Annotated in this window: 24 protein-coding genes; 12 read left to right on the top strand and 12 right to left on the bottom strand. The window is 67.5% G+C overall.

The window, feature by feature from the left end; translation table 11 throughout:
* Positions 1-14: 14 nt before the first annotated feature.
* Positions 15-1,523, top strand: a complete 1,509-nt coding sequence (gene ilvA, locus CAL25_RS03245) for a threonine ammonia-lyase, biosynthetic (RefSeq protein ID WP_094798478.1) — start codon at positions 15-17, stop codon at positions 1,521-1,523.
* Between the two features lie 228 nt (positions 1,524-1,751).
* Here the strand turns inward: ilvA and CAL25_RS03240 are convergent, their stop codons facing one another.
* Positions 1,752-2,858, bottom strand: coding sequence for a porin (locus CAL25_RS03240; RefSeq protein ID WP_094798477.1), 1,107 nt, complete (start codon positions 2,856-2,858; stop codon positions 1,752-1,754).
* A 263-nt stretch (positions 2,859-3,121) separates the two neighbouring features.
* Positions 3,122-3,478 (bottom strand): DUF4148 domain-containing protein, encoded by a 357-nt coding sequence (locus CAL25_RS03235; RefSeq protein ID WP_094798476.1) that lies wholly within the window; start codon positions 3,476-3,478, stop codon positions 3,122-3,124.
* A 322-nt stretch (positions 3,479-3,800) separates the two neighbouring features.
* Between CAL25_RS03235 and CAL25_RS03230 the strand changes: the two genes are divergently transcribed.
* Complete coding sequence (locus CAL25_RS03230; protein ID WP_094798475.1) at positions 3,801-4,700, top strand: LysR family transcriptional regulator; 900 nt, start codon at positions 3,801-3,803, stop codon at positions 4,698-4,700.
* A gap of 48 nt (positions 4,701-4,748) precedes the next feature.
* On the opposite strand, the gene CAL25_RS03225 is transcribed toward CAL25_RS03230, so the two are convergent.
* The 8 genes from CAL25_RS03225 to purT all read right to left on the bottom strand — a co-directional run bounded on the left by CAL25_RS03225 (position 4,749) and on the right by purT (position 13,818).
* Complete coding sequence (locus CAL25_RS03225; protein WP_094798474.1) at positions 4,749-5,297, bottom strand: adenine phosphoribosyltransferase; 549 nt, start codon at positions 5,295-5,297, stop codon at positions 4,749-4,751.
* Between the two features lie 54 nt (positions 5,298-5,351).
* Positions 5,352-7,046 (bottom strand): thiol reductant ABC exporter subunit CydC, encoded by a 1,695-nt coding sequence (gene cydC / locus CAL25_RS03220; RefSeq protein ID WP_094798473.1) that lies wholly within the window; start codon positions 7,044-7,046, stop codon positions 5,352-5,354.
* On the bottom strand, positions 7,043-8,782 hold the full coding sequence (gene cydD, locus CAL25_RS03215; RefSeq protein ID WP_094798472.1) for a thiol reductant ABC exporter subunit CydD: 1,740 nt from the start codon (positions 8,780-8,782) through the stop codon (positions 7,043-7,045). Before cydD ends, cydC begins: the two co-directional genes overlap by 4 nt.
* Positions 8,779-8,904, bottom strand: coding sequence for a cytochrome bd-I oxidase subunit CydX (gene cydX, locus CAL25_RS03210; protein WP_094798471.1), 126 nt, complete (start codon positions 8,902-8,904; stop codon positions 8,779-8,781). Before cydX ends, cydD begins: the two co-directional genes overlap by 4 nt.
* 14 nt (positions 8,905-8,918) lie before the next feature.
* Positions 8,919-10,070 (bottom strand): cytochrome d ubiquinol oxidase subunit II, encoded by a 1,152-nt coding sequence (cydB, locus tag CAL25_RS03205; protein ID WP_094798470.1) that lies wholly within the window; start codon positions 10,068-10,070, stop codon positions 8,919-8,921.
* A 15-nt stretch (positions 10,071-10,085) separates the two neighbouring features.
* Positions 10,086-11,663: a cytochrome ubiquinol oxidase subunit I gene (locus CAL25_RS03200; protein WP_170948369.1), complete on the bottom strand. Its 1,578-nt coding sequence runs from the start codon at positions 11,661-11,663 to the stop codon at positions 10,086-10,088.
* Between the two features lie 125 nt (positions 11,664-11,788).
* Entirely contained in the window at positions 11,789-12,334 is a 546-nt protein-coding gene (locus CAL25_RS03195; RefSeq protein WP_094798468.1) for a GbsR/MarR family transcriptional regulator, read from the bottom strand.
* A 260-nt stretch (positions 12,335-12,594) separates the two neighbouring features.
* The gene (purT, locus tag CAL25_RS03190; RefSeq protein ID WP_094798467.1) at positions 12,595-13,818 is read right to left on the bottom strand and encodes a formate-dependent phosphoribosylglycinamide formyltransferase; all 1,224 of its coding nucleotides are present in this window, start codon (positions 13,816-13,818) and stop codon (positions 12,595-12,597) included.
* A gap of 183 nt (positions 13,819-14,001) precedes the next feature.
* Here purT and CAL25_RS03185 point away from each other — a divergent pair, with 183 nt between their 5' ends.
* The 8 genes from CAL25_RS03185 (at position 14,002) to hprK (ending at position 20,161) form a co-directional block, all read left to right on the top strand.
* On the top strand, positions 14,002-14,988 hold the full coding sequence (locus CAL25_RS03185; protein WP_094798466.1) for a KpsF/GutQ family sugar-phosphate isomerase: 987 nt from the start codon (positions 14,002-14,004) through the stop codon (positions 14,986-14,988).
* Entirely contained in the window at positions 14,985-15,593 is a 609-nt protein-coding gene (locus CAL25_RS03180) for a KdsC family phosphatase (RefSeq protein ID WP_432759218.1), read from the top strand. Before CAL25_RS03185 ends, CAL25_RS03180 begins: the two co-directional genes overlap by 4 nt.
* 31 nt (positions 15,594-15,624) lie before the next feature.
* Positions 15,625-16,245 (top strand): LPS export ABC transporter periplasmic protein LptC, encoded by a 621-nt coding sequence (lptC, locus tag CAL25_RS03175; protein WP_094798465.1) that lies wholly within the window; start codon positions 15,625-15,627, stop codon positions 16,243-16,245.
* Positions 16,246-16,250: 5 nt separating this feature from the next.
* Positions 16,251-16,889 carry a lipopolysaccharide transport periplasmic protein LptA gene (gene lptA, locus CAL25_RS03170; protein ID WP_094798739.1) on the top strand — a complete coding sequence of 213 codons (639 nt, stop codon included), beginning with the start codon at positions 16,251-16,253 and terminating at the stop codon, positions 16,887-16,889.
* A gap of 26 nt (positions 16,890-16,915) precedes the next feature.
* Complete coding sequence (gene lptB / locus CAL25_RS03165) at positions 16,916-17,710, top strand: LPS export ABC transporter ATP-binding protein (RefSeq protein WP_094798738.1); 795 nt, start codon at positions 16,916-16,918, stop codon at positions 17,708-17,710.
* Between the two features lie 438 nt (positions 17,711-18,148).
* Positions 18,149-18,481 carry a ribosome hibernation-promoting factor, HPF/YfiA family gene (gene hpf, locus CAL25_RS03160; protein WP_094798464.1) on the top strand — a complete coding sequence of 111 codons (333 nt, stop codon included), beginning with the start codon at positions 18,149-18,151 and terminating at the stop codon, positions 18,479-18,481.
* A 279-nt stretch (positions 18,482-18,760) separates the two neighbouring features.
* Positions 18,761-19,216 carry a PTS sugar transporter subunit IIA gene (locus CAL25_RS03155; protein WP_170948368.1) on the top strand — a complete coding sequence of 152 codons (456 nt, stop codon included), beginning with the start codon at positions 18,761-18,763 and terminating at the stop codon, positions 19,214-19,216.
* 18 nt (positions 19,217-19,234) lie between these two features.
* Positions 19,235-20,161, top strand: coding sequence for an HPr(Ser) kinase/phosphatase (gene hprK, locus CAL25_RS03150; RefSeq protein WP_094798462.1), 927 nt, complete (start codon positions 19,235-19,237; stop codon positions 20,159-20,161).
* Between the two features lie 110 nt (positions 20,162-20,271).
* Here the strand turns inward: hprK and CAL25_RS03145 are convergent, their stop codons facing one another.
* Both CAL25_RS03145 and CAL25_RS03140 read right to left on the bottom strand, forming a co-directional pair.
* Positions 20,272-21,543 (bottom strand): cytochrome c, encoded by a 1,272-nt coding sequence (locus tag CAL25_RS03145; protein WP_432759222.1) that lies wholly within the window; start codon positions 21,541-21,543, stop codon positions 20,272-20,274.
* Positions 21,544-21,551: 8 nt separating this feature from the next.
* Positions 21,552-22,295 (bottom strand): c-type cytochrome, encoded by a 744-nt coding sequence (locus CAL25_RS03140; protein WP_094798460.1) that lies wholly within the window; start codon positions 22,293-22,295, stop codon positions 21,552-21,554.
* Between the two features lie 172 nt (positions 22,296-22,467).
* On the opposite strand from CAL25_RS03140, the gene rapZ reads away from it, so the two are divergent.
* Positions 22,468-23,340, top strand: coding sequence for an RNase adapter RapZ (gene rapZ, locus CAL25_RS03135; RefSeq protein ID WP_094798459.1), 873 nt, complete (start codon positions 22,468-22,470; stop codon positions 23,338-23,340).
* 16 nt (positions 23,341-23,356) lie between these two features.
* Positions 23,357-24,304, top strand: coding sequence for a septal ring lytic transglycosylase RlpA family protein (locus CAL25_RS03130; RefSeq protein WP_094798458.1), 948 nt, complete (start codon positions 23,357-23,359; stop codon positions 24,302-24,304).
* Positions 24,305-24,324: the final 20 nt, after the last annotated feature.

The raw sequence follows: 24,324 nt of genomic DNA, 5'->3' as shown, positions 1-24,324 counted from the left end.
CAGCCTGCCGTTCCATGTCTACCGACTATCTCAAGCGCATTCTTACCTCCAAAGTCTATGACGTCGCGGTTGAATCGCCGCTGGAGGCAGCGCCGCTGCTGTCGCAACGCATCGGCAACCAGGTCTGGCTCAAGCGCGAAGATACGCAGGCGGTGTTCAGCTTCAAACTGCGCGGCGCCTATAACAAGATGGCGAACCTTGCCCCCGCCGCACGCGACCGCGGCGTGATCGCGGCCTCGGCCGGCAATCACGCCCAGGGCGTGGCGCTGTCGGCCACGCGGCTGGGCTGCCGCGCCGTGATCGTGATGCCCACCACCAGCCCCCAGGTCAAGATCGACGCCGTGCGCCGTCTGGGCGGCGAGGTCGTGCTAGCGGGCGAGAGCTTCACCGACGCCTTCCAGCACGCCCAGACGCTCGAGAAAAAAGAAAAGCTCACCTTCGTGCATCCCTTCGACGATCCCGACGTGATCGCCGGCCAGGGCACGATCGGGATGGAAATCCTGCGCCAGCACCCCGGCCCGATCGACGCGATCTTCGTGGCGGTGGGCGGCGGCGGTCTCATCGCCGGCGTGGCTGCCTATGTGAAGCAGCTGCGCCCCGAGATCAAGATCATCGGCGTGCAGACCGAAGACTCGGATGCCATGGCGCGCAGCGTGCGCGCCGGCCGCCGCGTGCAGCTCAACGACGTGGGCCTGTTTTCCGACGGCACCGCCGTCAAGCTGGTCGGGGCCGAGACCTTCCGCCTGGCTCGCCAGTACGTCGACGACTTCGTCATCGTCAACACCGATGCCATCTGCGCCGCGATCAAGGACGTGTTCCAGGAAACCCGCAGCGTGCTCGAACCCGCGGGCGCGCTCGCGGTGGCCGGCGCCAAGCAATACGCCGCCGAAAACAAGCTCAAGGGCAAGAATCTGATCGCCGTGGCCTGCGGCGCCAACATGAACTTCGACCGTCTGCGCTTCGTGTCCGAACGCGCCGAGGTCGGCGAAATGCGCGAGGCGGTGTTCGCCGTGACGATGCCCGAGCAGCGCGGCAGCTTCCGCAAGTTCTGCGAGCTGGTGGGCGATCGCAGCGTGACCGAGTTCAACTATCGCATTTCGGATGCCGACAAGGCGCACGTGTTCGTCGGCCTGCAGGTCGCCTCGCCGGCCGAACCGGCGCGCATCGCGGCGCACTTTCGCCGCGCGGGCTTCGATACGCTGGACCTGACGCACGACGAAATGGCCAAGACCCACCTGCGGCACATGGTGGGCGGACGTTCGTCGCTGGCGGGCGCCGAGCTGCTGTACCGCTTCGAGTTTCCGGAACGCCCCGGCGCACTGATGCGCTTCCTGAATGCCATGAATCCCGAATGGAACATCAGCCTGTTCCATTACCGCAATCAGGGCGCCGACTACGGCCGCATCCTGATCGGCATCCAGGTGCCTTCGTCCGATAAGAAGCAGTTCAAGCAGTTCGTTTCCGAACTCGGTTATCCGCACTGGAACGAAACCGACAATCCGGCCTACCGCCTGTTCCTCTGAACGGACGGGCCGCGGTCGGACGGGCCGCGGTCGGCCGGGCCGCGGTCGGCCGGGCCGCGACCGGGCGGCCGGCGCCACCCAGAAAAACGAGAGGGCCTCCTTGCGGAGGCCCTGCTCTTTCTGCACGTCGGTCGCGCCCGGGACAAGACTGGGGGGGTTCGATGTCACTCAAGCGGGTTACGGAGATAACCCGCGAATCCAGCGGTGTGGGCCGGGCGCGGCTGGCGCTTAGAACCGGTGACGCATACCGACCGCAACCGCCGTGTCGCGCGCATCGTGCTGGAACGCGTAGTTGTCGCCGTAGGAGGCGTACGCGTACAGGTTGGTGCGCTTGGACAGGTCGTAGGTGTAGCCGAGGCTGTACACGTTGAACGTGGCGTCATCACCCGTGAGCTTGTCGCTGTTGGGCTCGGCACGCTGCCACGAACCGAACACGGCGTGGCGGCCCAGCGGCACGGTCGCGCCGATCATGTACGAGTTGGCGCGGAAGCCGTCAGCCAGCTTGAAGGTGCCCAGACGCTGCATGCCGTCCGGCGTGGTGCCCATGTTCTGGCCGATAAACCAGCCATCACGGGTCTGGCCGACCGCGGCCGCGAGCTTGACCACTTCGAAGTCGTACGTGCCACCCAGCGCGTACGACTGGATGCTCGAACCGTCGGCGCCGACGCGTGTGTTGCTCGGGTTCAGGCGGTCATACATCAGCGCGAGGTTCACCGGGCCGTTGGCGTATTGCAGGCCGGCGGTGATTTCACGGTTGTTGTCGTTGGTCTGGAAACCGGTGCTGCCATCCTGCAGCGTGTCGTCGGCACTGAACGAATAGCCCACGCCGAACTTGAAGCCGCTCAGGTTCGGGGTTTGATACAGGACCATGTTGTCCAGGCGCATGGTGTTCGCGGCGCTGAACGTGGTGCCGATGTTGGCGTTGTTGTAGCTGATCGAGAACGGATCGATCTGGCCCATCAGCTTGCTGGCCATGTTGGTCTGACGACCGAATTCGAGGCGGCCCCAGGTGTCGCTGTCCAGACCGACGGTGGCCTGGCGGCCGAACAGACGGCCACCCTGCAGCGAACTACCGTTCAGCGGGCCGAAACCGGCTTCCAGGGTGAACACGGCGCGCAGGCCGTCGCCCAGATCTTCCGTGCCACGCATGCCGAAACGCGAGCCGCTGCTCACGCCCTGCACCGCGCCCACGCGACTTTGCTTGTCGCCCCGGAACTTCACTTGCTCGTAACCCATACCGGCGTCGATCAGGCCATACAGCGTGACCGAGTCGGCGGCCTGGGCCGCGCCGGCGAAGCCAGCCAGCAGCGCCACGCCCAATAGCGTCTTTTTCATGATTCGTTTCCCAATGCGGATAACTTGACAGGCTCGCGTGCCGCGCCGTGGAAGGCGCCGGGGCCGCCGCATCGGCACCAGCACGCACAGACCGCAGTGTGGGCGCGGATATGACGAGGAGTAACGCCGAAATCTGAGAACACCTTTCCATAATTGGAAAGATAAGCTGCAAACCAAGAAACCGGCACCACTCATGGAACCGCCCAGCCGGGCGCCCCGCCATAGAGAAAAGGCGCCTCGAAAGGCGCCTTTGCAATCCCCGCTCAGTCGTCGGCGGGCGGGTAGTCGAGCTCGCCGAAGGTGACCTTGCCGGCGGCCTTGGCCTGTTGTAATTCCGCACGAACCTCGTCGCGCGTCTTGCCGCCGCGCGTCGCCGGGGCCGCCGCGGGCGCGGTGCGATCACCGGTGCTCACGCCGGTCGTGCCGGCCGCGCGCGCATCCTGCGTGACACTGGCAGCAGCGGGCGGGTAGTCGAGTTCACCGGACGTGACCTGACCGGCCGCCTTGGCGTCGCGCAGTTCGGTCTGCACCTGCTCGCGGGACTTGCCCTCGGCGTGGGCGGCGGATAGGCCGGCGAGTGCCATGACGGCCAGCGTGGCGGCGGCGAGCTTGTTCTTCATAGGTCTTCTCCATCTTGTTCCTCGTGCCCTGCGCCCCTCGGCGCACCGGGTCACGACGTGCGAGGCAGTATCCCGCTGCAGCACCCTGGTAAAAACCCTGATTTTGGTTAACATCATTCCACTGATGGGAAAATAAATCAGAAAATTGTCAGTACCAACCAAATATGATGTAGCCCAGGGCATCGTCGCGCGCGGCCATCTGGGCGCGCCCGTCCTCATCGCCCCGCCGTGCGGCGCATTCCTCGTATCATGGGCGGCCCATGCCGGCGGCCCGCGCAGGGGCGGCCAGGCAGGGTAGCCCACGCAAGACAGAGACAGACATATGGATATCCAGCTCAACGACATTGCGCTTTTCGTCGAAGTGGCCAAGCGCAAGAACTTCAGCCATGCCGCCGAAGCGCTGAACATCCCCACTTCCACCCTGTCGCGCCGCGTGAGCGAGCTGGAGCGCAACATCGGCATGAAGCTGCTCAACCGCAGCACGCGTCGCATCGATCTGACCGAAGCGGGCGCGGTGTATTTCGAGCGCTGCCGCCACATCGTCGAAGAAGCGCGGGTTGCGCACGAGCAGTTGCAGGACATGGCGGCGCAGCCCAAGGGCCGGCTGCGCATCTCGATGCCGACCAGCCTGGCGCAGCTGTTCCTGCCCATCGTGATCCGCGAGTTCCGCCAGCAGTATCCCGACATCGAGTGCGATTTCGACCTGAGCCTGCGCCCGATCGATCCGATCAGCAATCCGTTCGATCTGGTGCTGCGCTTCGGCCAGCAGCCGGACTCGAGCCTGGTGGCCAAACAGATCGTGTTGATGACGCAGCAGCTCTACGCCTCGCCGCAATACCTGGAGCTGCACGGCGCGCCGCGCACGCCGGCGGACCTCGGCCACCATGAGTGCCTGCGTCCGGCCATGAGCGAAGCGTTTTCGTATTGGGTGCTGCACTCGGGCGAGAAGGTCGAGCGCGTGCAGGTGACGGGCCGCCTCGCGGCCAACAACGTCGGGATGCTGGGCCGCCTGGCCAGCCACGGCATGGGCATCACGCCGCTGCTGGTGTTCGATGCGATGGAGCGCGCGATCGCGCAAAGCGGGCTGGTGCGCGTGCTGCCCGAATGGAGCCTCACGCCGATGCCGCTGTTCGCGCTCCTGCCGTCGCGCCGCATTCCGGCCAAGACGCGCGCGTTCCTCGATTTCATCCAGCCCAGGCTGAACGAAGCCGAAGCAGCCTAGCGCGGCGTGGCCTGCGCGGCCCGGCCTGCGCGGCCCGACCCGACCCAATTACTCGTTTTCGTTGAACGCGCACACCGTGAAGAGCGGCGTGCCGGTGGCCTTGATCTGGCCGGAACCGCCCAGGTGCGGCAGGTCGATCACCGCGGCCGCTTCGACCACGTTGGCGCCCAGGCGCTGCAGCAGCTTGATCGCCGCCACCATGGTGCCGCCCGTGGCCACCAGATCGTCGATCAGCAGCACGCGCTGACCGGTGCGCACCGCATCGGTGTGCATTTCGACGCTGGCGTTGCCGTACTCGAGCGAATACTCTTCGGCCACCGTGCGAAACGGCAGCTTGCCCTTTTTGCGCACGGGCACGAAGCCCAGATTGAGCTCGTAGGCCAGCACGCTGCCCAGAATGAAGCCGCGCGCATCCACGCCCGCGACGAGGTCGAGGCGCTGACGCATGTAGCGATAGACGAAGAGGTCGATCAGCACACGGAAGGTGCGCGGATCCTGGAGCACGGGCGTGATGTCGCGAAACGTCACGCCGGCGGCGGGCCAGTCGGGGACGCTGCGGATGGTGCGCCGGATGAATTCGGCGGATTCGGTCTGCATACTGTACGTCCCGCAAGATATCGAGCAAGGCGCACTATAACCGGGGCCACCCGCTTAAGCCAGCAACTTGTCCGCCTCGAGCGTCAGCCCGCCCTCGCGCATCGCATAGACACGATCCACCGCGCCGGCGGGCAGCGTGGCGTGCGTGGCGAGCACGACGGCCCGGCCTTCGGTGGCGCGGGCCAGATCCGCCAGGAACGCGGCCTCGGTGGGCGCGTCGAGCCCCGCGGTCGGCTCGTCGAGCAGCAGCACGGTCGCGGGCGACAGCAGCGCACGCGCCAGGCACAGGCGCCGCGCCTGCCCGGCCGACAGGCCCGCCCCGCCCTCGCCGACCCAGGTGCCCAGGCCTTGCGGCAGTCCGCGTACGAAGTCACCGAGACGCGCGCGGTCGAGCGCATCGAACAGGCGCTCGTCGGAGGCCGCGGGATCGCCGATCAGCAGATTGGTGCGCAGCGTGCCGATGAACACCGGCGCGTCCTGCGAGAGCAGCGCGATGCGGCGATGCACCTGCGCCTGTTCGACATCGCGCAAGGGCACGCCGCCGTACGTCACCGCGCCCGCGCGCGGATCCTCCACGCGCAGCAGCAGGGCGAGCAGCGTGGATTTGCCGGCGCCGCTCGGCCCGACGATGGCCACGCGCGCGCCCGGTTCGACCGTCAATGACACGTCATGCAGCAACGACGCGGGCTCGCCCTGACCTTCGCGGGCCGGATAGGCGAACGACACATCGCGCATCGCGAGCACACCCTGTTCCGGCAGGCGCCTGGGCTCGAGCGGATCGCGCATATCGGGATCGGCCTCCACGATGGCGGCGATGCGTCCGGCCGCGGCGCGCGCGCCGCCCAGCCGCGCCACGCCCCGCATGATGGGACCGGCCACCTCGAACACCCCGAGCGTCGCCAGCACCAGACCGGCCATCAACGGACCGGACAGCGTACCGGCGGCCACGGCCGGAATGCCGAACCACAGCACGCCCACCATCGACAGACCGGCGCAGGCCTGCACCAGCCAGAGGCCGCGGGCGGCCACGCGCGCCTGCACGCCGCGCGCCTGCGCGAGCCCCGAGCACGCCGCGTCGAACTGCGCGCAGACCCGTGCCTGCGCGTTGTGCGCGGCGATGTCGCCGTGCCCTTCGACCGCGTCGATCACCGCGCTGCGCAGCGCCGCCGCCTCGGCCTGGGCCTGGCTGCCGGCCTGGCGCGCGGCGCGCGCGAGCCACCACGGCACCAGCACGCAGGCGATCAACAACGCGGCGGCCAGCAGCAGGCCGGCCGACGGAATCCAGTAGCCCAGCACGGCGCACACGATCGCGCCGCCCACCACCGCGGTGGCAACCGGCGCGAGCACGAACAGGAACACTGTATCGAGCGCATCGACGTCGCCGGTGAGCCGCGCGACCAGATCGCCCGCGCGGTAACGCGCGAGCTGCCTCGGCGTGAGGCGCACCAGCGCACCGAACACGGTGCCGCGCAGATCGGCCAGCAGCCGCAAGGTGGTGGCGTGGCCGGCCAGGCGTTCGGCATAGCGCGAGCAGATCCGCACGAACGACAGCCCGCGCACCAGCGACGAGGGCACGAACAGATTGAACATGGCACCGGCCCCGGCCATGGCCGCGGCGGTCAGGAACCAGCCCGACACGCCCAGCAGCGCCACCCCGGCGGCCAGCGTGAGCAGGGACAGGAAGAGCGTCAGGGCCAAGCCGCGCTTGCGGCGCCCATACACCTGCCAGAGCAGCGAACCGCGCTTCATGCCGACACCTCCACGCGCCCGTCACGCAGGCGCCAGACGCGCGGCAGACGGCGTGCGACGGCCTCGGAATGGGTCGACAGGATCAGGGTGCGGCCGCGCGCGAAATCGAGCACCGCATCCAGCACCTGCGCCTGCGTCTCGGCATCGAGATGCGCGGTGGGCTCATCGAGCAGGATCAGATCGGGATCGCGCAGAAACAGCCGCGCCAGCGCGAGGCGCTGCGCCTGGCCGCCCGACAGGCCATGACCGCGGCTCGCCAGCGCCGTGTCGAGACCCTGCGGCAGGGCCTCGGCGAACGCCATCACGCCCGCGCGTCGCGCCGCATCGGTCACCTGCGCATCGCTCGCGTCCGGGCGGGCCAGACGAATGTTGTCGGCCAGCGTGCCGGCCATCAGGTACGGACGCTGACCGATCACGGCCACGCGCTCGTGCAGGCGGTGTTCGTTCCAGTCCACCAGCGGCACGTCGCCCAGCACGATGTGCCCGCCCGCCGTGCGCAGCCCCGCGAGCGCGTCCAGCAAGGTGGTCTTGCCCGCGCCGCTCGCGCCCATCAGCGCGACGTGCGCACCGGCGGGCAGATCGAGTTCGAGGCCGGCCAGCACCGGTGCGGGCCGGCCCTCGGCCAAGACCTCGAGGCCGCGCGTGCGCACGCTCAGCGCCCCCGCGCCGGCCTCGCGGCCGGCGCGCATCGGCGCCGCGCCGTCTTCGGGCAGGCCGTCGAACACCTGAGCCAGTTGCGTGACCGCCGCGCGCGCGGCGCCACGGTCGTGATAGTGGGCCGCGAACTGGCGCAGCGGCGCGTAGACCTCGGGCGCCATCAGCAGGCAGAAAAAGCCCGCGGACAGCGTGAGCGGCACGCTGCGCACATCGAGATAGCCGAGATAGGTCAGGCCGATATACACGGCCACGCCCGCCACGCCCAACGCGGCGAAGAACTCCAGCACGGCGGACGACAGAAATGCGATGCGCAGCACCGCGAGCGTGCGGCGTCGCACGCCTTCGCTCGCCGCCACCACGCTGTCGGCCTCGGCCTGAGCGCGCCCGAACAGCTTGAGCGTGGCCAGACCGCGCAACCGGTCGGCAAAGAAACCCGAGAGCCGCGCGAGCGCCTGCATGTGACGCCGGCTCGCGGCTTCGGCGCCCCAACCCACCAGGGCCATGAACACCGGAATGAGCGGCGCGGTCACGAGCAGCAGCAGCCCGGACACGATGTCCATCGGCAGCACGACCACGGCGAACGCCACGGGCAGCACGGCGGCCGCGCCCATGGCGGGAAGATACTTGGAGAAGAAACCGTCGAACGCCTCGACCTGATCGACCACGGCGCTGGCCAGCTCGCCCGACGGCCGCGTGCGCGACCATTGCGGACCCTGCGCCAGCAGGTGACCGAACAGCGCGAGGCGCAGACGGTGTTTGATGCGTTCGGCCGCATGCGCGCCGGCGCGCTCGCCCAGCCAGGCCAGGCAGGCGCGCGCCAGCACGAGCAGCACGATGCCGGCGATCGCCGGCGCGAGCTCGGCGCGCGACGCGCCGCCCACGATGGCGCGATCGAGCACACCCGCCAGCAGCCACGCCTGCCAGACCAGCAGGACGCCGGAGACCAGCGGCGCGCCGGCGGCAAGCGCCAGCGGCACCCGGGCCAGCCGCGTGCGCGTCATCATCCAGCGCGATTGCTCGCGCGGCAGCTTCAGCAGCGTGGCGCCGGGGTCGTGCTCGATGCCGGAAGGACTGTTCACTCTTCGACCGGCTTCTTGAACGGATCGTGCTCGTGCCCTTCACGCAGCTCGAACCACATCGCGTTGAGGATGGCGAAGGCGCAGGCCAGGCCCAGGCCGAGAATCCACGAGAAATACCACATGACCGGGCTCCTTATCAGTACGAGTTGGGGGTGCCGGTGACGCTTTCGATCGTCACCTTCCCGCGCATCACGCGATACACCCAGGCGGTGTACACCGTGATGATCGGCAGGAAGATCGCGGTTGCGATCACCATGATCCACAGGGTCAGCTGACTCGAGGACGCGTCCCAGATGGTCAGGCCGGCCGAGGGGTTGCTCGACGACGGCATGATGAAGGGAAACAGCGCGAAGCCCACGGTCAGGATCACACCGGTGATCGACAACGACGAGGCGAGGAACGACAGCACGTTGGCACGCAGCGTCAGCAGCACGAGGGTCAGCAGCGCGCCGCCCACGCCCAGCACCGGCGCGATCCACATCAGCGGCCAGCGGGCGAAGTTGCTGAGCCAGCCGCCTTCACGCAACTCGACCGTCTTGGCGAGCGGGCTCACCAGGGCATTGGGGTCGATGGTGCTGGTGATGACGTGGCCGTTCAACTGGGCCACCCAGAAGCCACCGGCCGCGAACAGCAGCGCCGTCAGCAGCGCCAGCAGCTGGCCCCACTTGCGCGCGCGGCCCGACACGGGGTCGCCCGTGCGCCACGCGAGCAGCACGGCGCCATGCATGCCCAACATCACCACGCTCAGCACGCCGGCCAGCAGCGCGAAGGGCATGAAGAGCTGGAAGAAATGCCCCGCATACATCGGGCGCAGCGAGGCCGGATCGAAGCCGTGCGGCACGCCGAGAATGATGTTGCCCATCGCGACGCCGAACACGAGCGAGGCGACGACGCCGCAGAAGCACAGCACGTAGTCCCAGCTGTTGCGCCAGCGCGTGGCTTCCATCTTGCTGCGGTACTTGAACGCCACCGGACGCAGGATGAGTGCGACCAGCACCAGCATCATCGCCAGGTAGAACCCGGAGAACGACGCGGCATACAGCAGCGGCCAGGCGGCGAAGATCGCGCCACCCGCCGTGATGAGCCACACCTGGTTGCCTTCCCAGACCGGGCCGACGACGTTGATGACGACACGACGCTCGGCGTCGGTCTTGGCGACCACGGGCAGCAGCGCGGCCACGCCCAGGTCGAAGCCGTCCATGACGGCGAAGCCGATCAGGAGAGCGCCGAGCAGCACCCACCAGATCACGCGCAGCGTTTCCAGATCGAGCGGAATCAAGCTATCCATCTTTATGCTCCTGGCTCAGGCGGCATCGGCGGCGTGCACCGCGTCCGCACGAGGATGGGTGGAGGGCAGCGGGCTGTCGGACTTCGGGCCTGCCTTGATGGCATGCAGCATCACCTTCACGCCCACGATCAGCAGGATCGTGTAGAGCACCAGGAAGATGCTCAGGCTCACGGCCAGATCCACGAGGGTCAGCCCCGACGCCGCGTAGTACGTGGGCAGCACGCCCTCGATCACCCACGGCTGACGGCCATACTCGGCCACGAACCAGCCGCATTCGATCGCGATCCAGGGCAGCGGCAGACTCCACACCGCCACCTTCAGGAAACGCGGACACGAAGCGAGACGGCCGCGCGACGACAGGTAGAACGCGATGGCGAAGAACGCGATCAGGTAGATACCGATGGCCACCATGATGCGGAAGGTCCAGAAGAGCGGCGCCACGGTCGGGATCGTGTCGATCGCCGCGCGCTTGATGTCTTCCTCGGTGGCCTTCGACAGATCCGGCTGATAGCGCTTGACCAGCAGCGCGTAGCCCAGGTCCTGCCAGGTCTTGTCGAACAGCAGACGCGCTTCGACATCCTTCGGATTGGCGCGGATGCGCTGCAGCGCGGCGTCGGCCGTGATGCCTTCGCGGATGCGCTGCTCGGCGCGCCGCACCAGGTCGTCGATGCCCAGCATCGGCGTGGTCAGCGAACGCGTGCCGATCAGACCCATCACGTACGGGATCTCGATGGCGAAGTCGTTCTTGCGCTCGGCCTGGTTCGGAATGGCGAACAGATTGAAGCTGGCGGGCGCGGGCTCGGTGTGCCACATGGCTTCCATGGCCGCGATCTTCATCTTCTGGTGTTCGGTCGTGAGGTAACCGCTTTCGTCACCCAGCACCACGACCGACAGCGCGCCGGCCAGGCCGAAGCTCGCCGCCACGGCCATCGAACGCTTGGCCAGATCGATGTGGCGGCCGCGCAGCAGATACCAGGCGCTGATGGCCATCACGAACATGGCGCCCGTGGTGTAGCCGGCGCTGACCGTGTGCACGAACTTCGCCTGCGCCACGGGGTTCAGGATGACCGCCGTGAAGTCGGTCATTTCCATGCGCATGGTGTCGGGATTGAAAATCGCGCCGACCGGGTTCTGCATCCAGCCGTTGGCGATCAGGATCCACAGGGCCGACAGGTTGGTGCCGAGTGCCACCAGCCAGGTCACGACCAGGTGGCTGATCTTCGACATGCGGTTCCAGCCGAAGAAGAACAGGCCCACGAACGTGGCTTCGAGGAAGAACGCCATCAGGCCTTCGAGCGCGAGCGGCGCGCCGAAGATGTCGCCCACGTAGTGGCTGTAGTACGACCAGTTCATGCCGAACTGGAATTCCATGACCACGCCGGTCGCGACGCCGAGGGCGAAATTGATGCCGAACAGCGTGCCCCAGAACATCGTCATCTTTTTCCAGATGGCGCGTCCGGTCATGACATACACGCTCTCCATGATGGCCAGCATGAACGACAGGCCGAGCGTGAGCGGAACGAACAGGAAGTGGTAAAGCGCTGTGGCGGCGAACTGAAACCGCGACAGATTGACGACATCGAGGTCAATCATGAATACGCTCCCAGACGGACGAGACGACCGCGAAGGAGCCGACATGGCCCTCCGGCGCGCTCGGCGGCCATGTTACGGTTCTTGGATACAACTTCATAGCAATCTTCCCGAATACGAACGGCATGTCAGTCCTTGCCGCGCAGCTTCCCGGCAAAATCAAGCACGCGCTGCACCCTTGACCCGAGCTTCATCAGGTTCTGCAGGGTTTGAGGGGGCAGGTGGTGCACCTCATCGAACCAGCCGGTCGACAGTTCGATGAGTTCGAGCATTTCGCCCATGCGCTCCTGCGCATAGGCTTCGTTGTTATCGGCGGGCGGGGCCAGCAGCGTGTCGCGCAGCAGCGTCATCGTGGGATCGATCTCCCGCTTGCGCTTCTCTTCCATCAGGATCCGGAAGATCTCCCAGACGTCTTTCGGCGTTTCGAAGTAGTCGCGGCGATCCCCGACCTGGTGCACCAGCTTCACGAGCCGCCACGACTGCAACTCCTTCAGGCCCAGGCTGACGTTCGAGCGCGAAAAGCTGAGGGACTCGGCGATGTGGTCGGCGTGCAGGGGATCGGGCGACAGAAACAGCAGGGCATAGATCTGGCCGACGGTGCGGTTCACGCCCCAGCGGCTACCCATTTCGCCGAAGTGCAGGACAAAACGTTCAATTTGCGGAGAAAGCGGCACGGCAGCGTCTTGTTACGTTGAATTCAGAGATTCCTGAAATTATCGAAGGTACTGGAAGAAAACGCAACAAACCCCCACATTCCTGTGGGCTTTCCTGGTGCCCGCGCAAAGAAATTGTCGCCGCTCGGTGCGTCAGAATGACGACGGGCCGGCTTGCTCCTTTGATCTGGAACAAGCCGGCCCGTTAAACGACCGCTGGTTTGTTACAGCACCGCCCAACCGGCCGGTCTGCAACACATTGAGTGTTGTTTCTACGTCACTTATTTCTTGGAAGCCTGCACGCTGACCGCGCCGGACACGCGCAACGCCTTGGCGCGCGCCTCGTCCACCGTCCCGGCCGTGGCCAGGCCCACGCCCATGCGGCGCTTGGTGAAGGCCTCGGGCTTGCCGAACAGGCGCACGTCGGTGCCCGGCTCGGCCAGGGCCTGCGCCACGCCATGGAAGCTCACGCCACGGTCGTCCAGGCCGCCGTAGATGACGCTGCTGGCGCCCGGCTGGCGCAGCGAGGTGTCCACGGGCAGGCCGAGCAGGGCGCGGGCGTGCAGCTCGAATTCGTTCTGCGCCTGCGTGATCATGGTGACCATGCCGGTATCGTGCGGACGCGGGCTGACCTCGGAGAACCACACCTCGTCGCCGGCCACGAACAGCTCCACGCCGAAAATGCCCAGGCCACCCAGCTCGCTCGTGACCGCCAGCGCGATCTCGCGCGAACGCTCGAGCGCGGTCGGCGACATCGGATGCGGCTGCCAGCTCTCGACGTAGTCGCCGTCGACCTGCTTGTGGCCGATCGGCTCGCAGAAGCGCGTTTCGATCGTGCCGTCGGCGCCCCGCGCGCGCACGGTCAGCAGCGTGATCTCGTAGTCGAACTTGATAAAGCCCTCGACGATGGCGCGGCCACCGCCGACGCGCCCGCCTTCCTGGGCGTAGCGCCAGGCCTGGGCCACGCCCGCCTCGTCGCGGATCACCGACTGCCCCTTGCCCGACGAGGACATGACGGGCTTGATCACGCAGGGATAGCCGATGCCGCCATCGATCGCGGCGCGCAGCTCGGCCTCGGTGTCGACGAACTTGTACGGCGACGTGGCCAGGCCGAGCGTCTCGGCGGCGAGCCGGCGGATGCCTTCGCGGTTCATGGTGAGCTGCGCGGCGCGCGCGGTGGGCGTCACGCGGACCTGACCGGCCGCCTCCAGCTCCACGAGCAGGTCGGTCGCGATGGCCTCGATCTCGGGCACGATCACGTGCGGCTGCTCCTGCTCGATCACCTTGCGCAGCGCCTGCGCGTCCGTCATGGACACGACGTGCGCACGGTGCGCCACCTGGTGGCCCGGCGCATCGGCATAGCGGTCCACCGCGATCACTTCGACGCCCAGACGTTGCAGGGCAATGATCACTTCCTTGCCCAGTTCGCCCGAGCCCAGCAGCATGACGCGGGTGGCGGAAGGAGACAGGGGGGTGCCGAGCACCGGCGCGGGAAAGGTAGACATGAGGAAAGCCTGGAGGGGTGCGCCGTGGACTCAGCGCGTGAGCCGGGGCGCGGACGGAAAAAGGACGAAAATGGCCATCTGCTGGCCGCAAAATCGCCGCCAGAATGCCATAGCGACCCGCCACCGGCAACCTCCGGCAAGACGGGGCGGCGCCCGGGCGGACACTGCGGCTAAAATCGCGCCATGACTGATCATGTCCCCACTTCCGCCGGCGCGCTCGACTCCGCGCGCCGGACCCTGCAGACCGAGGCCCGCGCCATCCAGGATCTGTCCGCGCGCCTGGACGCCAGCTTCACGCAAGTCGTCGACATGCTGCTCGCCTGCCGGGGCCGCGTGGTCGTCAGCGGCATCGGCAAGACCGGCCACATCGGCCGCAAGATCGCCGCCACGCTGGCCTCCACCGGGACGCCGGCGTTCTTCATGCACGCGGCCGAGGCCGTCCATGGCGACCTGGGCATGATCACGCAGGACGATCTGCTGATCGCGATCTCGTATTCCGGCTCGGGCGAAGAGCTGCTCACCATCCTGCCCGTCGTGCGCCGCATGGGCGCCGGGCTGATCGCCATTACGGGCAACCCCAGCTCGGAGCTCGCCCGCCTGGCCGACGTGCACCTCGACGCCAGCGTGGCCCAGGAAGCCTGTCCGCTCAACCTCGCCCCCACCGCCAGCACCACCACCGCGCTGGCGCTGGGCGACGCGCTGGCCGTGGCCTGCCTCGAAGCCCGCGGTTTCGGGCCCGAAGACTTCGCCCGTTCGCATCCGGGCGGCGCGCTCGGCCGCCGCCTGCTCACGCACGTGCGTGACGTGATGCGCAGCGGCGCCGCCCTGCCCACCGTCGCGTCCGACGCGCCGCTGTTCCGCGCGCTCGAAGAAATTTCGGCCAAGGGCATGGGCATGACCGCCGTGCTCGACGCCACCGGCCATCCCGTCGGCATCTTCACCGACGGCGACCTGCGCCGCCTGATCGAGCGCGAGGGCGACATCCGGGGCCTGACCGTGGCCCAGGGCATGACCCGCCAACCCCGCACCATTTCCCCCGACGCCCTGGCCGTTCAGGCGGCCAAGCTGATGGACGACCGCCGGCTCAACCAGATGTTGGTCATCGACGCCGATGGCCGCCTGGTCGGAGCCTTGCACATGCATGATCTGATGGCCGCAAAAGTGGTATGAACATGACGCCTCCTTCCAGCATTCCCCACCCCGCCGAAGCTCTGGTCCTTGCCCGCGTGACCGCGGCCGTGCGCGAGCGCGCCGCCGCCGTTCGCCTGATGGTGTTCGACGTCGATGGCGTGCTGACCGACGGGAGTCTCTACTACGGCGAGAACGGCGAGATGTTCAAGCGCTTCCATGCGCTGGATGGCCACGGCCTGCGTCTGCTGATGGAAGGCGGCCTCAAGGTGGCGCTGATCACGGGCCGCTCCGGACCGATCGTCGACCGCCGCGCCGCCGAGCTGGGCATCGCCGATGTGCAGCAGGGCGTGCGTGACAAGGCCACCGCCCTGACTGAACTTGCGCAGCGCCATGGCGTCCAACTGAATCAGGTCGGCTACATGGGCGATGACATCATCGACCTGGCCGCCATGCATCGCGCCGGCTTCGCGGCCAGCGTGCCGAGCGCGCCCGGCTACATTGCCCAGGCCGCGCATTGGGTCGCCACCCAACCCGGCGGCAGCGGCGCCGTGCGTGAGTGCTGCGACCTGCTGCTGGCCGCGCAGGGCCGACTCGGCCATTTCCTGGCCGGCCCTGCCCTGCTCGGTCCGGGCGCCATCCAATGACACCGCGCGGCCCGCGCCGCGCCCGCCAGCCATGAAAGAACGCTTCCCGTCCCTGATCGCGCTGTCCCTGCTGCTGCTGCTCGTCGCCGGCACCTGGTGGGCGGCCGACTACGCCCAGCGGGCCATTCCGATCGACCCGCCGCGCCGCATCACCCACGAAAAAGACTCGTGGGCGCGCGACTTCGTCATGCTGCGCACCGATCCCGGCGGCAACCCGATCAACCGGCTCGAGGGCACCTACGTCGAGCATTTTCCCGACGACGACTCGTATCACGTGACCGAGCCGCGCGCGGTCGGACAGCAGATCGGGAACCCCGTGACCATCGGCGTGGCCAAGACCGCCGTCATGGAAGCGGGCGGCAAGCGCATCATCATGAACGGCGACGCGCACGTGAAACGCCTGCCCGACGCCAAGAACGACGCGCTCGACGTGCGCAGCCAACAACTCATCATCGTGCCGGACGACGACGTGGTATACACGGATCTGCCGGCACAAGTGCACAAGGGCGCCTCGCGCATGAACGGCACTGGCATGCATTACAACAACACCACCCGGCAATTGCGGGTCTCGGCGTCCACCGATGTCGAGATCGCTGGCTCGGAAGGCCGTAAGCCCCCGCCCGGCGACACGCCCGCCAACTCAAAACCGTGAACACCATGACCGAACTTCGGATCCGCTCCTTTTCGCCCTCGCGCCTGCTCGCCGGACTGCTGCTGGCCGTCGCGACGTGTGCGCCCGCCGCCGCGCAAAACGCGCAGCAAGGCGGTGGCGCGGCGGAGGAGCCGGACACGCTCATCCTGTCCGACACGCTGCATTACGACGACATCAAGCGCGAGAGCACCTTCACCGGCAACGTCGCGCTTACCCGCGGCCTCATGACGCTGCACAGCGACAAACTCGAAGTCCGCGAAGACGCCAAGGGCACGCAGTTCGGCGTGGCCACGGCCAACAAGGGCAAACTCGTGCGCATTCGCCAGGAACGCCCCGAGACCTTCGAGGTGCTCGAGGGCGAAGGCCTGCGCGCCGAATACAACAGCAGCACCAGCGAGTTCGATCTGATCGGCCAGGCCGTGGTCACGCGCTTCATCTGTGGCAAACCCTTCGACACCATCCGTGGTGAACGCGTGCGCTATAACGAGAAGTCCGGCACCTACCAGGCCATGGGCGGCCCGAACTCCTCGGCCCCGGGTGGACGCGTGCGCTCGTTCGCGCCGCCGCGCGCCAAGAGCGATGCGGCCATCGCCGAGTGCCGCGCCCAGAAGGGCAAGCCGGCCGCCGCCAAAACCACCCGCTGAACACCCGCGATCCCCTCGACGCCACGATGAACTCCCCCCTCAAGCCGACTGCTGCCTCGGGCAAGTCCACTACTCCGCCCTCCGGCAACCTCACGGCCACGGGCCTGCGCAAGACCTACAACGGCCGTACCGTCGTGCAGGACGTCTCGTTATCGGTCAAGAGCGGCGAGGTGGTCGGCCTGCTGGGCCCCAACGGCGCGGGCAAGACCACGAGCTTCTACATGATCGTGGGCCTGGTGCCCGCCGACGCCGGCCGCATCGAGATCGACGGCAACACGATCACCGCGATGCCGATTCACAAGCGCGCGCGCATGGGTCTGTCTTATCTGCCCCAGGACGCCTCCGTGTTCCGCCGCCTCACGGTCGAGCAGAACATCCGCGCCGTGCTCGAATTGCAGGTGGACGCCAACGGCAAGGCCCTCACGCAGTCGGCCATCAAAGAGGGCATGGAGTCCCTGCTCGACGAGCTGCAGATCGGCCACATCCGCAGCAACACCGCGATCTCGCTGTCGGGCGGCGAGCGCCGCCGCGTCGAAATCGCGCGTGCGCTGGCCACGAGCCCGCGCTTCATTCTGCTCGACGAGCCCTTCGCCGGCGTGGACCCGATCGCCGTGATCGAGATCCAGCGCATCGTGCGCTTCCTCAAGAGCCGCGGCATCGGCGTGCTCATCACCGACCACAACGTACGCGAGACGCTCGGCATCTGCGATCGCGCCTACATCATCAGCGAAGGCAAGGTGCTGACCGATGGCCACCCCGACGAAATCGTGGGCGATCCCGCCGTGCGCCGTGTTTATCTGGGCGAGCATTTCCGCATGTGATGTGCCGCTCGTGATGGCGCAACGCCGCATCGAAAAAAACCGCGCCGAGGCGCGGTTTTTTCTTGGGCGGGCGGCGCGCCATGCGGCAGTGCCACACGCGACGATCGTCCTGCGTCTTCGTGTTACGGCAAAGCTCTGACACCGACTGTTGCGCACTGCGCGGGAACCCCGCGAAGGCGCTCCGACTCCTATTTTTATGGGGTTTCGTGCGTGCATGGCAGGGCTTCCCGTCATGCGAAAACACCTCAGGGAAAGCCCTAGGCTTTCATTCACGAAACAGACATTTTTATGCGCTGGATCAACTTGTTTTCGCGGTTGGAGTCTATACACTAGTACTAACGGCAAGCCTATCAACCAACAGAAGGAGAACCCCTAACGCCCACATCGCGCACCCGTTGCGCAACCTTTCCTACTTCTCTTTTCGAAGGAGAGCACACTATGAACCTGAGCATCTGCGGTCGTCATCTCGACGTCACCCCGGCCATCCGGGAATATGTCATGAACAAACTGGCGCGAGTGCTGCGGCATTTCGATCACGTCATCGATACCCAGGTCATGCTCTCGGTGGAGCCCCTGCGGCACAAAGCCGAAATCACGATGCGCCTGCGCGGTAAAGACATCCACTGCGAGGCAGTCGACGAAAACCTCTACGCGGCAATCGACCTTCTCTCCGATAAGATCGACCGCCAGGTCCTCAAGCACAAAGACAAGGTGCAAAGCCACGCCACCGAGTCGGTAAAGCGACAAGTCGCTGCGCTCAGCGCGCAGTAATCCCGCAGTCCCGCGCTTTATCAACACTCGCGAGCGTCACACCCTCGTCACCATGAGCTCTTGAAGCTCCCCGGACACCGATGCCCCAGGATCCGTCTTGCCGGGCATCGGCCCTCCGCCCCATCTGTCCCCACCCCATCCAATCGCACTGCTGCCCTTGTGGCGCGCGGCCTTGGCTTTCCCAAACCGCCCGCTCGGTCTATGCTTTGCCTCCTTGATGGCGAACCGGCGCAACTTTTGTTTTTTTGCACTGCGTCATAAACCCCTATAATGATCCGCATGAATCACTTGTCGCGCATTTTGCCCGCCGGCAACGTCGTGCTCGATATGCTGGCCACCAGCAAAAAACGGGCGTTCGAACAGGCCGGTCTGCTCTTCGAAAACCATCACGGTCTCGCTCGCTCGGTCGTGTTCGACAGTCTGTTCGCACGCGAACGACTCGGGTCGACCGCGCTGGGCCAGGGTGTCGCTGTACCGCACGGCCGGGTCAAGGGCTTGGAGCAGGCGCTGGCGGCTTTTGTCCGTCTGGCGCAGCCCATCCCCTTCGACGCCCCCGATGGTCAGCCCGTATCGATGTTGCTCTGTCTGCTGGTGCCCGAGGCCGCCACCCAACAGCACTTGGACATCCTCGCCGAACTGGCGCAGCTGATGTCGAACAAGGCGTTGCGTGAAGCCCTGGCCACCGAAACCGATCCGGCGGTCGTGCACCGCATGCTCACGACCGGCCAACTCTGAGCAACGCGGAGCGCTGCCATGCTTACCGTGCAGGAACTGGTCGACGACAACGCCGACAAAATCCCTTTCAACTGGGTCGCGGGACACGGCGCGGCCGACCGCTCCATTCCCGATGACGGGATGGCGGCCGCCGATCTGGTCGGCCACCTCAACCTGATCCACCCCTCTCGCATCCAGGTGTTCGGCCAGGAAGAGCTCGCGTATTACACGCGCTTCGACCTGCGCCGCCGCATGCACCACATGGACGAGCTGCTGATCGGCGGCGTGCCGGCGATCCTGCTCGCCGACGGCCTGAACGCGCCGCAGGATCTGATCGATCAATGCGACCAGCATCAGGTGCCGCTGCTCTCCACGCCGGTGGCCGCGGCGCAGCTGATCGACCTGCTGCGCATCTATCTCGGCAAGAAGCTCGCGCCCACCACCACCGTGCATGGCGTATTTCTCGACGTGCTGGGACTGGGTGTGCTCATCACCGGCGAATCCGGCCTGGGCAAGAGCGAGCTCGCGCTCGAACTGATTTCGCGCGGCCACGGCCTGGTGGCCGACGACGCGGTCGAGTTTTCGCGCACCGCGCCCAACATGATCGAGGGTCACTGCCCGCAGCTGCTGCAAAACCTCCTCGAGGTACGCGGCCTGGGCCTGCTCGACATCCGCACGATCTTCGGCGAGACCTCGGTACGCCGCAAGATGCGGCTCAAGCTCATCGTGCATCTCGTGCGCGCCAGCGCGCAGGACAAGTTCGAACGCCTGCCGCTGCAGGACATCACGCAGGACATGCTGGGCCTGCCGGTGCGCAAGGTGATGCTGCAGGTCGCGGCCGGCCGCAACCTCGCCGTGCTGGTCGAAGCAGCCGTGCGCAACACCATCCTCAAGCTGCGCGGCATCGACACGCTGGGCGAATTCATGGAACGCCAGGCGATGGCGATCCTGCAAAGCAGCAAGTAAAGCCCAGCCCTACGCGGGGCACGGCGCTGCCGGCGCCGCCCCGTCTCTGCGCCCTTTCTGTTCTCCGCGCGTCCGCATCACGCGTCGGCGCGACGCCTCAACGCCGAGCGTCAGCGCGACGCGGCGTCGCGCGCGCGCCGCACTTCGGGCGCCGTCACCGCGCTGGCCGCGTTGCCCCAGCTGCCTCGCACATACGACACCACCGCGGCGACGTCGTTATCGCTCAGCATCTGACCGAACGGCGGCATGCCGTGCGGCCGCGGCTCCATCTGCGTGGCGGGTCCGAAGCCGCCGTCCAGCACCACGCGGATCGCATTGATCGCGTTGGGCGCCGTGACCGACGGATTGCCCGCCAGCGCGGGCCACGCCGAGTCGCGCCCGCGGCCGTCGGCCTGATGACATTGCGCGCAGTGCTGCGTGTACAGCTTCGAGCCTTGGGTCATGAGGCCGGCGCTGGCGGCGGCGCCAGCGCGCGGCGTGTCGGTCGCCGGCAGGGTCTTGAGATAGGTGCCGATCGCGAGCGCGTCGGCATCCGAGAGGTACTGCGTGCTGCCCGTGATCACTTCCGCCATCGGGCCGTTGGCCACCGAGTGCGGCGTGCGGCCCGACTTCAGCAGCACGGCCACGTCCGCGGCGCTCCAGCGACTCAGGCCCGCATCCTGATTGGCATTGAGCGGCGGCGCATACCAGCCCAGCCCGTCGATCATGCCGCCCGGCAGACGCGCGGCGTCCACCGTGGCGCCCAGGCTGTTGCGCGGCGCATGGCAGGCCGCGCAGTGGCCCGGCCCCTCCACCAGATAACGGCCGCGATTCCATTGCGCCGTCTGGCCGGCGTCGTCTTCGTGCACGCCGGGGTTGAAATAGAGCACGCGCCAGAATTCCAGCAAGGCGCGGCGGTTGTACGGCCACTCGAGCGCGTGCGCGCGGTTCTGCTGCCGCACGGCGGGCAGGCTACGCAGATAGGCATACAGCGCGTCGGCGTCCGCGCGCGTCATGCGCGTGTACTGCGGATACGGGAACGCCGGATACAGCAGCTCGCCGTCGCGCCCCTTGCCGTTGTGCAGCGCGCGCCAGAAATCGTCGGCGCTCCAGGCGCCGATGCCCGTCTCGCGGTCAGGGGTGATGTTGGGACCGTACAGCGTGCCGAATTTCGTGGGAATCGGCGTGCCGCCCGCATAGGCCTGGCCGCCCGAGACGGTATGGCAGGCCGCGCAGTTGGCCAGCCGCGCGATGTCGCGGCCCCGCAGGATCTGCGCCTGCGGGTCGCTCACGGCCACCGGCGCGGGGCCCGCGTCCTCACGCGTGCCGAAGAAATACAGCGTGAGGGCAAGCAGGATGCACAGCGCCCCCAGCCCCACGATGAACCGGCCCAGCCACTTCAACACGAGCCTCATCGCGTGCCTCCGACGGCACTGCGCGTCTGGCTGCCGCAGGCCGTTGGCAGCTTGAGCGTGCCGGAGGGTTGCGCCACGTAGAACGGCGGCACCGGCTGCGCCGCGAGCCAGGCCGACACCGCGGCCACGTCTTCCGGACTCAGCTGACGCGCCACGTCGGCCATGCAATCCGGCGCCGAGGCCTGCCGCAGGCCCTGCTGCCAGCCGCCGATCTGCGCGACCAGATAGTCGCGCGGCAGGCCCAGCAGACCGGGGATGGCGGGTGCCACGCCGGACAGATCGGCGCCGTGACAGGCGGCACAGGCCGGCAGGCGCCGGCTGCGGTCGCCGTCGAACACCAGGGCACGACCGCGCTCCAGCGCGGCCGCGTCGGCCCGCGGCTGGGCGGGCGGCGGATAGGGCACGTGGCGCGATGCGAAGTATTCGGCCATTTCACGCAAATATGCGTCGGGCAGACCGGTGAGCAGATGGGTCATGGGCCGGTACTGGCGCTGGCCATCGCGAAAGCTCAGGAGCTGATGAAACAGGTACTCGGCGGGCTTGCCCGCGATGCGAGGGTAGTAGCCGTCGGGGCCGGCGCGGCCCTGCGCGCCATGGCAGGCGGTACAGGCCGCGAGCCGGGCGCCCATCGTGTTGGGCTCGAGCGTGCTGCCCGGGTTCTGTGCATGCGCGGCACCGGCGCCACAGACGTACAACGTCAGGGCAACTGCAATATGGCGGAGGGATTTGACGGCTAACATCGTAAAGGCTGACATCGGGTCTGATCTCGACGGCGCGGGGCGCGCGGGCGGGTGGGTAGACGTCGGTGCACTGCGGCGGCGTGTCCTTATCGGACAGACGGACAGATGCAGCAGTGTAAGCCTTTATCCGTCCCCCGGGCGGGATGCACCATTCCATGCCACAATCACTGCCATGTTGAGAGTCGTCCTTATCACCGGCATTTCTGGGTCCGGCAAGTCCGTCGCGCTACGCATGCTCGAAGACGGCGGCTTTACCTGCGTCGATAACCTGCCCGTGCGCTTTCTCACCGAGTTCGTCGCCAACGCCCGCGACGACGGTCTCGAACGCGTCGCCGTCGCCATCGACGTACGGTCGCCCGGCGAGCTGGCCGAGCTGCCCGACGTGATCACCGCGCTGCGCTCGATGGGCACCGACCTCTCGGTGGTCTTTCTCGACGCCAGCACCGACACCCTCACACAACGCTATTCCGAGTCGCGCCGGCGCCATCCGCTCACCGATCGCCTCACGCGCAACGGCAAGACGCCCTCGCTGGTCGAGAGCATCGCCACCGAGCGCGAGCTGCTGGCACCGCTGCGCGACCAGGAACACGTGATCGACACCTCGGACCTCACGCCGGGGCAGTTGCGCAGCTGGATTCGCGACCTGATCCAGGCCGACCGCCCGCCGCTCGTGCTCACGTTCGAGTCGTTCGCGTTCAAGCGCGGCGTGCCGAGCGACGCCGACCTGATGTTCGACGTGCGCTGCCTGCCCAACCCCTACTACGATCGCAACCTGCGCCCGCTCACCGGCCGCGATCAGCCGGTGGCCGACTGGCTCGCGAGTTTCGATATCGTGGGCGCGATGATCGACGACATCGCCGCGTTTCTGCGCCGCTGGTTGCCGCAGTACACGGCCGACACGCGCAACTACCTCACGATCGCGATCGGCTGCACGGGCGGCCAGCATCGCTCCGTGTATGTGGTCGAACAACTGGCGCAGCGCTTCTCCGATCACGAACCGCTGCTGGTGCGCCACCGCACCCAGCTGCCCGACGAATCCGCCTGACCCTCTCCGTTTCCGCATGACGCTGCCCCGCCCGCTCACCCTGCTGACGATCCTCATGCTGGCCATCGCCGTGGCCGGCTGTTCCTCGCCCGGCAAGAAACGCGGCGGCGGCTACTACAAGGATGACGGCCCGGGCTCGAGTCCGCCCGCCGACATCGAAGCGATTCCCGACGCGCAGCCGCGCATCGAGCCGCTCGCCAGTGGCGCGAACCGGCCTTATGTGGTCTTCGGCAAGCGCTATGTGCCCGACACCACCGAAAAGCCCTTCCGCCAGCAGGGCGTGGCCTCCTGGTACGGCAAGAAGTTTCACGGCAACTCCACCTCGATCGGCGAGAGCTACGACATGTACGCCATGACGGCCGCGCATCCCACGATGCCGCTGCCGAGCTATGCGCGCGTGACCAGCAAACTCAACGGCCGCACGGTGATCGTGCGCGTGAACGACCGGGGCCCGTTCCACGACAACCGCATCATGGATCTGTCGTATGTGGCGGCGTACAAGCTCGGCATCATCGGGCCGGGCAGCGGCGCGGTGACGGTCGAACGCATTCTGCCCGACGAGATCCGCACCCTGATGGCCCAGGGCGGCGCCCCCGCGCCGGCACCGCGCCCGGACAGCGCGACCGGCACCATCGTGTCCTCGCCGGTCGATCTGGGCGGCGGCAGCGCGCTGGCCGCCACGCCGCTGTCGGCACAACCGGTGAGCAGCGCTCCGCCCGCGGCGCAGGCGGGCGGCATCTACCTGCAGCTCGGCGCCTTCTCGCAGCCCGCCAACGCGCACACGCTGGTGGCGCGCGTCAATGGACTGCTCGCGGCCGAGGGCGCGCCCCCGGCCATCGTCGAGCAGGCCAACAACATGTATCGCGTGCGCATGGGCCCCTACAGCGACCGCGACGCGGCCCTGTCAGCCGTGCAGCGCGTCTCCGACCGCACGGGCATCATGCCCAGCCTCGCCGCGCCCTGAACGGGGCGGCGACTCATCAT

The sequence above is a fragment of the Bordetella genomosp. 5 genome (assembly GCF_002261315.1).
Lineage (GTDB): Bacteria > Pseudomonadota > Gammaproteobacteria > Burkholderiales > Burkholderiaceae_B > Bordetella.
This window is presented reverse-complemented; position numbering and strand designations above follow the sequence as displayed.

Bases quoted from the DNA above. Each gene is read 5' to 3' on its own strand.
- ilvA (WP_094798478.1), top strand. From the start codon at position 15: ATGTCTACCGACTATCTCAAGCGCATTCTTACCTCCAAAGTCTATGAC.
- CAL25_RS03240 (WP_094798477.1), bottom strand. From the start codon at position 2,858: ATGAAAAAGACGCTATTGGGCGTGGCGCTGCTGGCTGGCTTCGCCGGC.
- CAL25_RS03235 (WP_094798476.1), bottom strand. From the start codon at position 3,478: ATGAAGAACAAGCTCGCCGCCGCCACGCTGGCCGTCATGGCACTCGCC.
- CAL25_RS03230 (WP_094798475.1), top strand. From the start codon at position 3,801: ATGGATATCCAGCTCAACGACATTGCGCTTTTCGTCGAAGTGGCCAAG.
- CAL25_RS03225 (WP_094798474.1), bottom strand. From the start codon at position 5,297: ATGCAGACCGAATCCGCCGAATTCATCCGGCGCACCATCCGCAGCGTC.
- cydC (WP_094798473.1), bottom strand. From the start codon at position 7,046: ATGAAGCGCGGTTCGCTGCTCTGGCAGGTGTATGGGCGCCGCAAGCGC.
- cydX (WP_094798471.1), bottom strand. From the start codon at position 8,904: ATGTGGTATTTCTCGTGGATTCTCGGCCTGGGCCTGGCCTGCGCCTTC.
- cydB (WP_094798470.1), bottom strand. From the start codon at position 10,070: ATGGATAGCTTGATTCCGCTCGATCTGGAAACGCTGCGCGTGATCTGG.
- CAL25_RS03200 (WP_170948369.1), bottom strand. From the start codon at position 11,663: ATGATTGACCTCGATGTCGTCAATCTGTCGCGGTTTCAGTTCGCCGCC.
- purT (WP_094798467.1), bottom strand. From the start codon at position 13,818: ATGTCTACCTTTCCCGCGCCGGTGCTCGGCACCCCCCTGTCTCCTTCC.
- CAL25_RS03185 (WP_094798466.1), top strand. From the start codon at position 14,002: ATGACTGATCATGTCCCCACTTCCGCCGGCGCGCTCGACTCCGCGCGC.
- CAL25_RS03180 (WP_432759218.1), top strand. From the start codon at position 14,985: ATGAACATGACGCCTCCTTCCAGCATTCCCCACCCCGCCGAAGCTCTG.
- lptC (WP_094798465.1), top strand. From the start codon at position 15,625: ATGAAAGAACGCTTCCCGTCCCTGATCGCGCTGTCCCTGCTGCTGCTG.
- lptA (WP_094798739.1), top strand. From the start codon at position 16,251: ATGACCGAACTTCGGATCCGCTCCTTTTCGCCCTCGCGCCTGCTCGCC.
- lptB (WP_094798738.1), top strand. From the start codon at position 16,916: ATGAACTCCCCCCTCAAGCCGACTGCTGCCTCGGGCAAGTCCACTACT.
- hpf (WP_094798464.1), top strand. From the start codon at position 18,149: ATGAACCTGAGCATCTGCGGTCGTCATCTCGACGTCACCCCGGCCATC.
- CAL25_RS03155 (WP_170948368.1), top strand. From the start codon at position 18,761: ATGAATCACTTGTCGCGCATTTTGCCCGCCGGCAACGTCGTGCTCGAT.
- hprK (WP_094798462.1), top strand. From the start codon at position 19,235: ATGCTTACCGTGCAGGAACTGGTCGACGACAACGCCGACAAAATCCCT.
- CAL25_RS03140 (WP_094798460.1), bottom strand. From the start codon at position 22,295: ATGTTAGCCGTCAAATCCCTCCGCCATATTGCAGTTGCCCTGACGTTG.
- rapZ (WP_094798459.1), top strand. From the start codon at position 22,468: ATGTTGAGAGTCGTCCTTATCACCGGCATTTCTGGGTCCGGCAAGTCC.
- CAL25_RS03130 (WP_094798458.1), top strand. From the start codon at position 23,357: ATGACGCTGCCCCGCCCGCTCACCCTGCTGACGATCCTCATGCTGGCC.